1 protein-coding gene and 1 pseudogene are annotated in these 549 nt (G+C 45.5%); both read right to left on the bottom strand.

Features of this window, described 5'->3' with window-relative positions:
- Positions 1 to 183: pseudogene (locus R7Q48_RS30130) on the bottom strand (RNA polymerase subunit sigma); the annotation flags it as partial.
- 41 nt (positions 184 to 224) lie between these two features.
- The coding region (locus R7Q48_RS30125; RefSeq protein WP_318134074.1) for a hypothetical protein at positions 225 to 549 on the bottom strand (325 nt) is incomplete at its 5' end.

Raw genomic sequence — 549 nt, 5'->3', positions numbered from 1 at the left:
GGTTTCTTGAACCATTTCCATAGCAACTTGCTCATTACCAACGTGCTTGTAGGCAAACTGTTTTAGCTTGGGTGCATAAAAACGGAATACGAACGCAAAAGCCTCTCTATCTTTGGCTTTTACTTTATCCATGTAAGCGTTCCATTCATTTCGCCCCAATTTTTGTGGGCTATCACTCATCATAATCAGCCTTTACTATAGGGAGGCTCTCACCTCCCTTCTTCCTAATCGGTGATGTCATCAACGAGAAGATTGAAGCCACCATTGTTTCCGTCATCAATAGCAACCACTTGGTAGACAACACCATTCATTAAGTCTACTGGTAGCGAATCAATCGCGACCGCGTCAGGGTTGCCCGCGACGGTGACAGTTACGTAGTAAGTGCCTGCCGCAACATACAATCCTTTCGCACTTTCTTTATACACAAAGTTTGTGATGGTTGGATCACTGCCCTTTATCCCTACTGACGTTGTGAGGTAGATATCAACCATCTCTGCTACTGAGTTGGCTGCCGCATGAGTCAGGTTTAACGTCGCGCTGGTTGCAACT

It is taken from the genome of Vibrio sp. 378, from assembly GCF_033339435.1.
This window is presented reverse-complemented; position numbering and strand designations above follow the sequence as displayed.